The sequence below is a fragment of the Citrobacter sp. wls757 genome (assembly GCF_005280935.1).
Lineage (GTDB): Bacteria > Pseudomonadota > Gammaproteobacteria > Enterobacterales > Enterobacteriaceae > Citrobacter > Citrobacter portucalensis.
Map to the genome: position 1 here is coordinate 224,774 of NZ_SZWU01000060.1, position 8,635 is coordinate 233,408.

Here is an 8,635-nt window from a genome sequence, read left to right on the forward strand (position 1 = left end):
CGGTTTTTTTTTACCGCACGAACCACCAAACGACAGCTTTATCCTCGTTAATACTCATAAGACCAATGCAAATGGGCAATGTCGAAACATAACCTAATCAACTGTTAATGTAAGGAGCAGGTAATGGTAACGGTACGCCGCGAGAATGATTCAATGGGGGCGATTGATGTTCCTGCCGATAAGCTTTGGGGCGCGCAAACCCAACGTTCGCTGGAGCATTTTCGTATCTCTACGGAGAAAATGCCGGTCTCGCTGATCCATGCGCTGGCGCTGACAAAACGCGCCGCGGCAAAGGTTAACCAGGATCTGGGGCTGCTGGCGGAGGATAAAGCCAGGGCTATTATGCAGGCTGCAGATGAGGTGTTGGCAGATAAACACCGCGATGAGTTTCCGCTGGCCATCTGGCAAACCGGCTCAGGCACGCAAAGCAATATGAACATGAACGAGGTGCTGGCAAACCGGGCCAGCGAATTGCTGGGTGGCGTGCGGGGGATGGAGCGAAAAGTACACCCCAACGATGATGTCAATAAAAGCCAAAGCTCGAACGATGTCTTCCCGACCGCAATGCACGTTGCCGCACTGCTGGCGCTGCGTAAATCTTTGATCCCACAATTAAATGTGTTGACCAAAACGCTCAGTGATAAGTCCCACGCTTTCGCCGATATCGTTAAAATTGGTCGTACACATCTGCAAGATGCAACTCCACTTACGCTTGGTCAGGAGATTTCCGGCTGGGTAGCAATGCTTGAACATAACCTCAGACACATTGAAAACAGTTTACCGCATGTGGCAGAACTGGCGTTGGGGGGAACCGCGGTAGGTACCGGACTGAACACTCATCCCGAATACGCCCGCCGGGTCGCGGATGAATTGCGGGTCATTACCTGCGCGCCGTTCGTTACCGCTCCGAATAAATTTGAAGCGCTGGCCACCTGCGATGCCCTGGTTCATGCCCACGGAGCGCTAAAAGGGCTGGCAGCGTCGCTGATGAAAATCGCCAACGATGTACGCTGGCTGGCATCTGGCCCGCGCTGTGGTATTGGCGAAATTTCAATTCCGGAAAATGAACCGGGCAGCTCGATCATGCCGGGTAAAGTCAATCCTACCCAGTGTGAAGCGCTGACCATGTTGTGCTGCCAGGTGATGGGTAACGATGTCGCCATCAATATGGGCGGGGCGTCAGGTAACTTTGAGCTCAACGTCTATCGACCGATGGTCATCCACAACTTCCTGCAGTCGGTACGCCTGCTGGCGGACGGTATGGAAAGCTTCAATCAACATTGCGCGACGGGAATCGAGCCCAACCGTGAACGAATAGATCAACTGCTCAATGAGTCGCTGATGCTGGTGACCGCGCTCAACACCCATATCGGTTACGATAAAGCGGCTGAAATTGCCAAAAAAGCGCATAAAGAAGGGCTGACGCTAAAAGCCTCCGCTCTGGCGCTGGGATATCTAACCGAAGCGGAGTTCGACAGCTGGGTACGTCCGGAGCTGATGGTTGGCAGCATGCGGCCAGGCAGTTAATCCGCAACGTACAGGTGCAGCCGGGGAATAATCAATCTCAACGGCTGCGCCTGAGGTTTAAAGCGATGCTGAACGTTATCGGCATCGTAATTCAGTAACTCGCCGATATCCGGTACGGTCATACCGTTGTCGTTATTAAGCAAAGCAATCAGTGGCGTCGGGCAGGCATATTGCACCTGTTTTTGCTCTCCTTTGTACCAGACACGGGCAATAGGCTGCACTTTTACCGGCCTTTTAATTTTCAGGCGGGCCTGCTGCGGTAAGTCGGCGATATCCTGATATTCGCGTTCAAGCTTCGCCTGCCATTCTTCACGTGTCCAGGGATGTACGCTGCGCGGTGAGGTCAGGCTTTTTTCCAGTTGCTGCAGTACTTCATCACGTTTCAGGTTTTTAATAATGTGCTTGTTAGCCCAGCCGAATCGCAGGGTGGCAGGATCTCTGACAACGGTGAGCGTGCGATAGGCATTCAGTGTAATCAGCCCCGGCAGGTGGCGATGCACCCATTCGAAACGTGCTGCCGGCGCCAGCCCTGACTCTACTGTAACAATGCGCTCGAAGGTGGTTTTCAACTGGTTTATACGCTGGATTTGTTCTTCCAGAGCACATTGCGCCGCATTATCAACCTGGTAGCACAATACACCCGGTAGGCGGACGGCCGCTTTGCTGCTGCGGTTTTCGGACTGCTGCTGAATAAACAGGTGACGGTAATGGCGCAGTGCCAGCGCTTCAGCCTCTTTGCCTAAATGCTGCTTAACATCAATGCTCTGCAGAGGGGCATGCTCTGCCTCTTTGACCACTTCCGGTAACGAGAATACGCGGGCAATCAGCAGCGTCTGCTGCAACAGGTTTTCGTTCAGAAGCGCCAGTTCTTGTTCCATCTGGCGAAAGGTGCCGTTCAGGCGGTCAACGAGATCGTAACGGGCCATAGATTTACCATTTTAGTTACAACATACTTTTTTATAGCACAACATTCACCGCCTGGCCACCGAGCAGAATAGGTCAGGCAGCCGAAATTTCAGGAATGTTATGCCAGACGGGCCAACGGAAAGTAAACCGGGCGCCGCCAAGTTCACTTTCATCACAGACGACCGTCCCTCCCATAGCCAACGCTATTGAGTGGACGATGGCTAACCCAAGCCCACAACCCCCGGTCGCCCGGTCACGGCTGGGGTCAAGGCGTACAAACGGTTCAAAAACCTGTTCGCGAGCGTCTGGTGCAATACCGGGACCGTCGTCTTCCACTACCAGCGTGGCTTGATTGCCGTTCAGCAGCAGACTGGCTTGCACCGTTGACTGGCAATAGCGCAGGGCATTATTCAGCAAATTATCCAGGACCCGCTCCATCAGGCGCATATCCAACGCGCCGTAGTCGCCAGTTTCGAGATGACGTAATTGCACCGCACGGTCAGGATTTACGCTTTGCACATCCTCCAGATGGGTTGTCAACCAAGCAGGCAGGTCCGGTACGCTGAGTTTCAGTTCATTTTGCGGGCGATCCAGGCGGGCGTAGGTCAGTAACTCTTCGATCAACGCTTCCAGTTGGCCGATATCACGATTCAGCGCCTGAGATTCCTGCTCGGTGAGGTTATCACTCATTTCCAGCCGGTAACGTAAACGTACCAGCGGGGTACGAAGCTCATGGGCAATACCATCGATGAGCTGTTTTTTACTGGCGATCAGCGCATTGATATTGTCGGCCATTTGGTTAAACGCTACGCCCAGGCGCTCAAAGCTGGAACCGCTGTCAAAATGAAGGCGTTCACTCAGATGTCCTTCACCAAAACGTTGTGCGGCGGATTCGAGTCTGAGCATTTCCTGCCAGTGCGGGCGCATCCAGATCAGTACCGGGAAGGCCAGTGAGATAGCAATAAACGCCATCAGCGCGATGTCCAGCAAGCGCATTTGATGGAGAAAATAGAGGTAGGGAACCGGACCGACGGCCAGCACATAATGGCTGCGAGGAATGCGTTGAATGAAGGTGTATTGATCGTCAAGTGCCACAATATCGCCTTCGCGCAAACGCTGCATGGTTGGGGCATCCAGTGTGTACTTATTCAGCGGTTCAACGCGCAGGTCAAATGAAAGGTTTAAATCCATCTCCTTCAGCGTCTTACCCCAGTCACGTGGCGGGATTTCGCGTAGTTCACTGCGCATCAGGTACAACGAACTTTTCATCAAATCGTCGAGCGACTGTCTGCCTGCGCGTTCTGCGGTGAATTTGTATACCAGACCGACCAACAGGGTCATCACCAAAAAGCAGACAAACAGCAGGAGGTAAAACTGCACAAACAGTTTCTTCATAAAAAATCACCGAACGCTCAATAAGTTAGCGAGTGCACGTGTCCCACAGGGGAAAAGTGAGCACAGCGGTATCCGCCGATGCGTGGGTTCAGAAAGGTTCTCCGATCACCATCCGGCGTGCTTGTCCACGCAGAGTACACTGTATATCTCTTTTCTGCATTCTTATGGCTCCTACGGGCGCGGAATGACCTTTCGCTGGATCACGCATTGCTTTCTACGCTGTAAGTTAATCAAAATCGGGATGGGGTTGTTCTGGCGTATGTCACGACCGCACCTAAAAGGTTACTTCGTTTCTCAACGTAGATGGTGTTGTTATATTCGTAGTTACCTTCGGGATAGCAAATTCTTATGTTAGTCCCGAGATCCGGATCGTCAACATCAGCCCCCGAACAGCTTTTAGAACTTCCTGTAGCATAGACGTATGTTGCGGTATAGGACGAGGGGACACCTGGAATGAACCAGGTTATCGCCATAACCATGATCACTGAAAACAGCACCATGGCAATGCTGATGCCACCAAATAATTTCAGATAGGTTTGGAAGGGACTTTTTTTCATTATCCCATTACCTACCAGAAATAAGGTAATTAACAATGACACTGCCAGAGAAATAAGCATGAGGTATTTGGATGTGAGCGGGTAGAGAAATGTCGCTCTGTAAATCGTTACCTTCCACCAGTAAAAGAGAAATATTGCGCCGAGAGATGAGACGGTAACAAAAAACAAATATGGATATGAGTATTTTCTCATCCTTGTGACTCCAGAACAATTTCTCCATTTGGGTTTAATAAATTACCATTTGTTTTGAATAATGAAAACGGCTCTCTTGTTTGAATTGTTAGGTACGCCGCAGACCAGAGAATTTGCGCTATCTTTGGGGATATAGGCATAATAATAAAAGGGATATTCTCACCCGTGGCAGGGATGACTGACCTTGCGTATAATGCGTGCCGATAGTTCCTGAAAAGTGCTGTGACTGAAAATATGAATCTCAATCGCTGTTGTTATTCGCTACTCATTTTCGCAGCGGTCGGCTGCATTTTCACCGCTTATCCTCTTGTTATATGGTTTCTACTCGCCAACGTTCTGACGCTGCTGTTATACGGCGTGGACAAAATGGCGGCACGCAAGGACTGGCGCAGAGTGCCGGAATCCACATTGCTGGTGTTTGGCGTTGTGGGCGGATGGGGCGGCGCGATAGCGGGTCAACAAATCTTTCGCCATAAAACACAAAAGCAGCCTTTCAAAACCTACTTTATTATCAGTGTTATAGTCAGTATTTCTGTGATGGGCGTGATTTATAAGTTCTATCCATTTTTACCTTCCTGAGCATGGTTGGTGAATAAACTGCCGGTTTATTTGAGGCAGGAAATATATTTTTCACCTGAACGGCGCACAATCTCATCGGCATTTTGCGTAATATCTTTACCTTCAAATGCGCCGTAAAGTTGCTTAAATTTCACTGTTCTCAGGCGTTGGATGATGTCGCTGACGGTGGCGGCTGGCAACGGTAGCATATTGGGGTAGCTCCACATAAATGAGACTGCATGGGCACCTGGTGTAACTTGAACGATGTCGCCAGAAAGCACCACGCCTTCGTCACGCGCCCAGTGCAGGACGCAGCCGCCAGCAAAGTGCCCGCCGAGACGTATCATCGTGACGTCACGGGTTAACTCAATGGTGTCGCCATCCCAGAATCTAATCCACGGGCTGTCACGCATTACCCACCTTCTGTCGCTGGCATGAAGGTAAATCGGCGCGTTAAATTCCGCAGCCCAGTCCTGCATGGTGGTGTAGTAATGAGGATGCGAAATCGCGATAGCCTTAAGGCCGCCAAGGGACGTTATTAGCGTTTTTGTGGCATCGTCGAGCGTGGCAATGCAGTCCCACAGAATATTTCCTTCTGGGGTACGCACAAGAAACGCGCGCTGATCAATTGCAAAATCAGGAACGGTGCGGATGCTGAGGAGGGTACTGTCGTGTTGCTTCCACTTATTTGTATGCGATGCACACAGGGTGTCAAAATCGATCCATTTCTGCCCGCTTGTGGGGACATATTGACGTTCATCCAGGCAGATATCGCAATGTTCCGGATGGGCGCCAGTTACCTCATAGGATGTTCCACAGGTTTTGCATAACGTGATCATCGTGTCCTCCTCATATACCGAACACAGTCAGCATGGCACACAGATACACAAGGATGTGCCTGTTAGTGCTCTACCCGATAAGTCAGTGATGATGGAAGTGGGGGTTGTGGCTCAACCAAAAGAAAACAGGAATAATGCCAACACGGATCCTTTTGATTACCATCTTCCAGAGAAAAATGAGGATATTGTTTGGAAAATCGTCTGTTCAACACCTGGCTCAACCGTTGGGGGCTCACTCCAGATGGTGAACCGTTTGAAACGCACACATCGCAGCTTTTGCCTGTGGTGGTGGTCAAGGACGGGCAGAAAGCCATACTAAAGATCACCGATGATGACAGTGAACGGATCGGCTGTGAACTCATGGTCTGGTGGAACGGAAATGGCGCAGCGAAAGTACTTGCTCATGCAGCAGGGGCGATTCTGCTGGAACGTGCGACAGGGACAGAGTCTTTAGCGGACATGTCCTGGACTGGCAACGATGCGCAGGCCTGCCGCATTATTTGCCATGCAGCCAGTAGACTCCATCTCTCCCGAAATGCGTCTACGCCTGCGTTAACACCTCTGCACCATTGGTTTCGCGATCTGGCTCCTGCCGCGAAAAAGCATGGCGGTATCCTGACGCGTTGTGCTGCGGTGGCAAACTTACTGCTATCTTCACCCCATGATGCAGTCGTATTACATGGCGATCTACACCACGGCAATATTCTTGATTTCGGAACGAGAGGATGGCTGGCTATCGATCCCAAAGGGCTGGTGGGCGAGCGTGGCTTTGATTACGCCAATATCTTTACTAACCCCGATCTTGCCGAACCTACCAGACCTGTCGCCATTGAGCCTGAAAGATTCACGCAACGAGTCAACATTGTGTCTGAAATCGCCAGAATTGAACGGCAGCGTTTACTGATGTGGATTGTTGCCTGGTGTGGGTTGTCGTCCGTCTGGTTTCTGCAAGAGGGTGACAGCGCAACGGTACCTCTGCGTATTGCGGAGCTAGCGATGGCAGAACTTGCTTCAGGTGGTAATCAATTTTGATCTACGACACTGGGTTAGTAATTCTTAAGAGTTATCATTAGCCTGGTAAACGTTGTATTAATCAATCAATGAACGGCGGTGTGGTGTGTTGTTGAGCGAAAATTTGACAGGCCGGAAACAATGAACGCATTGTTTTCATTATTAAAAAAACGCCCGAATATTCTTTTGTTGATGGTCTTACTCATCGGGGCAAACATCGTAGCGTGGCTGTGGGCTTTCACCGCGTTTAGCAACAATACTTCCTTACTGGCATTGAGTCTGATTGCGTGGTGCTATGGTTTGCGCCATGCCGTTGATGCCGATCATATCGCCGCGATAGACAGCGCGACGCGTAAACTCATGCAGCAGAAAAAACGTGCCCTGACAACGGGGGCCTGGTTTTCTCTGGGACACTCTACCATTGTGGTGCTAGCCAGCATTGGCATTGCGCTAACTACCAGCGTGTTTAAGCAACATATGGCATGGTTTCAGAATGTCGGTGGTCTGATCGGAACTACGGTTTCTGCCGTATTTTTGCTGATTCTGGCTGCCATCAATCTCATTATTTTCTGCCAGGTCTGGAAGGCATTCCGCCATCTTAAACGCACCGGTACTTACGATGGCACTACGGAAGACATTACAGTTTCAGGCCCTCTGAACTGGCTTTTCCGCTCAGCGTTTCGGCTGGTAGGTAAAGACTGGCATATGTATTTTGTCGGCTTTCTGTTTGGTCTGGGTTTTGATACCGCCACTGAAATTTCTCTGCTGGGAATTTCTGCTTCAAGCGCGTCCAGCGGCATGTCGATTTGGTCAATTCTCGTATTCCCGGCGCTGTTTACCTGCGGTATGGCGTTAATTGATTGTCTCGACAGTATTCTGATGGTTGAGGCCTATGGATGGGCGTTCAATAAGCCGCAACGTAAGCTCTATTACAATATGACCATTACCGGGACTTCCGTGATTGTTGCGCTATTTATTGGCGGGCTGGAGGCGCTGGGACTTCTCTCTGACGCGTTTTCGCTTCAGGGTGGTTTGTGGGATACCGTCAGCAATTTGAGTGACCATATGGGGAATGTCGGATTTGCGATTATTGGCGTCTTTATCGGCTGCTGGATTATCTCCGCCGTAAACTACCGTTGGAAAAAATACGACGGACTGACGTTTAGTTAGCTATCAATGTGACAGTGTAACGCCAGGTAATTAAGAGGGTCGATCAAAGTGACCGGCCCGGTTGGATTACTTATGAGGCTCGTCGTCCCAGGCGTGCGGTGCGAACAGATAACCTTTGTTGCGTACCGTTTTGATTCGATAGGGTTCAGTCGCGTTATCGAGCAGTTTTTTGCGTAAGCGGGAAATCGCGACATCAACGCTGCGATCCATACCGTCATAACTTACGCCACGCAGGTTTTTTAGCAACGCATCACGGTCCATAATCTGCCCGGCATGGGTTGCCAACTCCCACAGTAATTCAAAATCAGCGGTGGAAAGAGAGATTTGCTCGCCGCCGAGCAGCACGGAGCGGTTGGTGGGATCGATAGTGAGTGTGCCAAAGCGCAGCGTTGTGTGCGGTGTGATGGTTGCCGCTTGAATGCCTTTAGACTGTGCTGAGTGTTCATTCTGGCGCAGGTGCAGGCGCAGGCGAGCCAGCAG

Annotated in this window: 9 protein-coding genes; 4 read left to right on the forward strand and 5 right to left on the reverse strand. The window is 50.7% G+C overall.

Going from position 1 to position 8,635, the window contains the following annotated elements:
- Window positions 1-123 precede the first annotated feature (123 nt).
- Entirely contained in the window at window positions 124-1,527 is a 1,404-nt protein-coding gene (fumC, locus tag FDW94_RS15965) for a class II fumarate hydratase (RefSeq protein ID WP_137377876.1), read from the forward strand.
- Here the strand turns inward: fumC and tus are convergent.
- The 3 genes from tus to FDW94_RS15980 all read right to left on the reverse strand — a co-directional run bounded on the left by tus (window position 1,524) and on the right by FDW94_RS15980 (window position 4,577).
- Window positions 1,524-2,453 carry a DNA replication terminus site-binding protein gene (tus, locus tag FDW94_RS15970; RefSeq protein WP_079933992.1) on the reverse strand — a complete coding sequence of 310 codons (930 nt, stop codon included), beginning with the start codon at window positions 2,451-2,453 and terminating at the stop codon, window positions 1,524-1,526. The two genes, fumC and tus, sit on opposite strands and share 4 nt — an antisense overlap.
- Before the next feature lie 73 nt (window positions 2,454-2,526).
- Window positions 2,527-3,828 (reverse strand): two-component system sensor histidine kinase RstB, encoded by a 1,302-nt coding sequence (gene rstB / locus FDW94_RS15975; RefSeq protein WP_060682245.1) that lies wholly within the window; start codon window positions 3,826-3,828, stop codon window positions 2,527-2,529.
- Window positions 3,829-4,058: 230 nt separating this feature from the next.
- Entirely contained in the window at window positions 4,059-4,577 is a 519-nt protein-coding gene (locus tag FDW94_RS15980) for a hypothetical protein (protein WP_103014909.1), read from the reverse strand.
- Window positions 4,578-4,811: 234 nt separating this feature from the next.
- Here FDW94_RS15980 and FDW94_RS15985 point away from each other — a divergent pair, with 234 nt between their 5' ends.
- Window positions 4,812-5,156 (forward strand): DUF1294 domain-containing protein, encoded by a 345-nt coding sequence (locus tag FDW94_RS15985; RefSeq protein WP_032934568.1) that lies wholly within the window; start codon window positions 4,812-4,814, stop codon window positions 5,154-5,156.
- A 26-nt stretch (window positions 5,157-5,182) separates the two neighbouring features.
- On the opposite strand, the gene FDW94_RS15990 is transcribed toward FDW94_RS15985, so the two are convergent.
- The gene (locus FDW94_RS15990) at window positions 5,183-5,974 is read right to left on the reverse strand and encodes an MBL fold metallo-hydrolase (RefSeq protein ID WP_032943363.1); all 792 of its coding nucleotides are present in this window, start codon (window positions 5,972-5,974) and stop codon (window positions 5,183-5,185) included.
- Window positions 5,975-6,163: 189 nt separating this feature from the next.
- Between FDW94_RS15990 and FDW94_RS15995 the strand changes: the two genes are divergently transcribed.
- On the forward strand, window positions 6,164-7,006 hold the full coding sequence (locus tag FDW94_RS15995; RefSeq protein ID WP_079933996.1) for an aminoglycoside phosphotransferase family protein: 843 nt from the start codon (window positions 6,164-6,166) through the stop codon (window positions 7,004-7,006).
- 120 nt (window positions 7,007-7,126) lie between these two features.
- Window positions 7,127-8,155, forward strand: coding sequence for a HoxN/HupN/NixA family nickel/cobalt transporter (locus tag FDW94_RS16000; protein WP_137377877.1), 1,029 nt, complete (start codon window positions 7,127-7,129; stop codon window positions 8,153-8,155).
- Window positions 8,156-8,221: 66 nt separating this feature from the next.
- On the opposite strand, the gene FDW94_RS24350 is transcribed toward FDW94_RS16000, so the two are convergent.
- A partial coding sequence (locus FDW94_RS24350) for a winged helix-turn-helix domain-containing protein (RefSeq protein WP_249358563.1) occupies window positions 8,222-8,635 on the reverse strand: 414 nt, incomplete at its 5' end.

Bases quoted from the DNA above. Each gene is read 5' to 3' on its own strand.
- fumC (WP_137377876.1), top strand. From the start codon at position 124: ATGGTAACGGTACGCCGCGAGAATGATTCAATGGGGGCGATTGATGTT.
- tus (WP_079933992.1), bottom strand. From the start codon at position 2,453: ATGGCCCGTTACGATCTCGTTGACCGCCTGAACGGCACCTTTCGCCAG.
- rstB (WP_060682245.1), bottom strand. From the start codon at position 3,828: ATGAAGAAACTGTTTGTGCAGTTTTACCTCCTGCTGTTTGTCTGCTTT.
- FDW94_RS15980 (WP_103014909.1), bottom strand. From the start codon at position 4,577: ATGAGAAAATACTCATATCCATATTTGTTTTTTGTTACCGTCTCATCT.
- FDW94_RS15985 (WP_032934568.1), top strand. From the start codon at position 4,812: ATGAATCTCAATCGCTGTTGTTATTCGCTACTCATTTTCGCAGCGGTC.
- FDW94_RS15990 (WP_032943363.1), bottom strand. From the start codon at position 5,974: ATGATCACGTTATGCAAAACCTGTGGAACATCCTATGAGGTAACTGGC.
- FDW94_RS16000 (WP_137377877.1), top strand. From the start codon at position 7,127: ATGAACGCATTGTTTTCATTATTAAAAAAACGCCCGAATATTCTTTTG.